Origin of the sequence: Jeotgalibacillus marinus (assembly GCF_040801915.1) — a bacterium.
Lineage (GTDB): Bacteria > Bacillota > Bacilli > Bacillales > Jeotgalibacillaceae > Jeotgalibacillus > Jeotgalibacillus marinus.
Genome location: NZ_JBFMIA010000345.1, coordinates 1 through 224 on the forward strand (window position 1 = coordinate 1; position 224 = coordinate 224).

Genomic DNA, 224 nt, shown 5'->3' on the forward strand with positions numbered 1-224 from the left:
CCTCTTCTTCCTCCTCCCCTCTTTTTCCTCTCTCCCCTTTTCTCCTTCTTCTCCCCCCCTCTCCCTTCTTCTCTCTCCTTCCCCTTTCCCCCTTTCCTCTTTCCCCTTCTTTCTCTTTCTTTTTTTTTCCTCTTCCCTTCCTTTTCCCCTTCCTCTTCCTTCTTTCTCCCCTCCCTTTCCCTCCTTTTTCTCCTCTTTCTCTTTCGCTTCCCTTTTCTTTGCTC

1 protein-coding gene is annotated in these 224 nt (G+C 49.1%); it reads right to left on the reverse strand.

Translation table 11 applies throughout. From position 1 onward, the window contains the following. A partial coding sequence (locus AB1471_RS19235; RefSeq protein WP_367781101.1) for a hypothetical protein occupies positions 1 to 224 on the reverse strand: 224 nt, incomplete at both ends.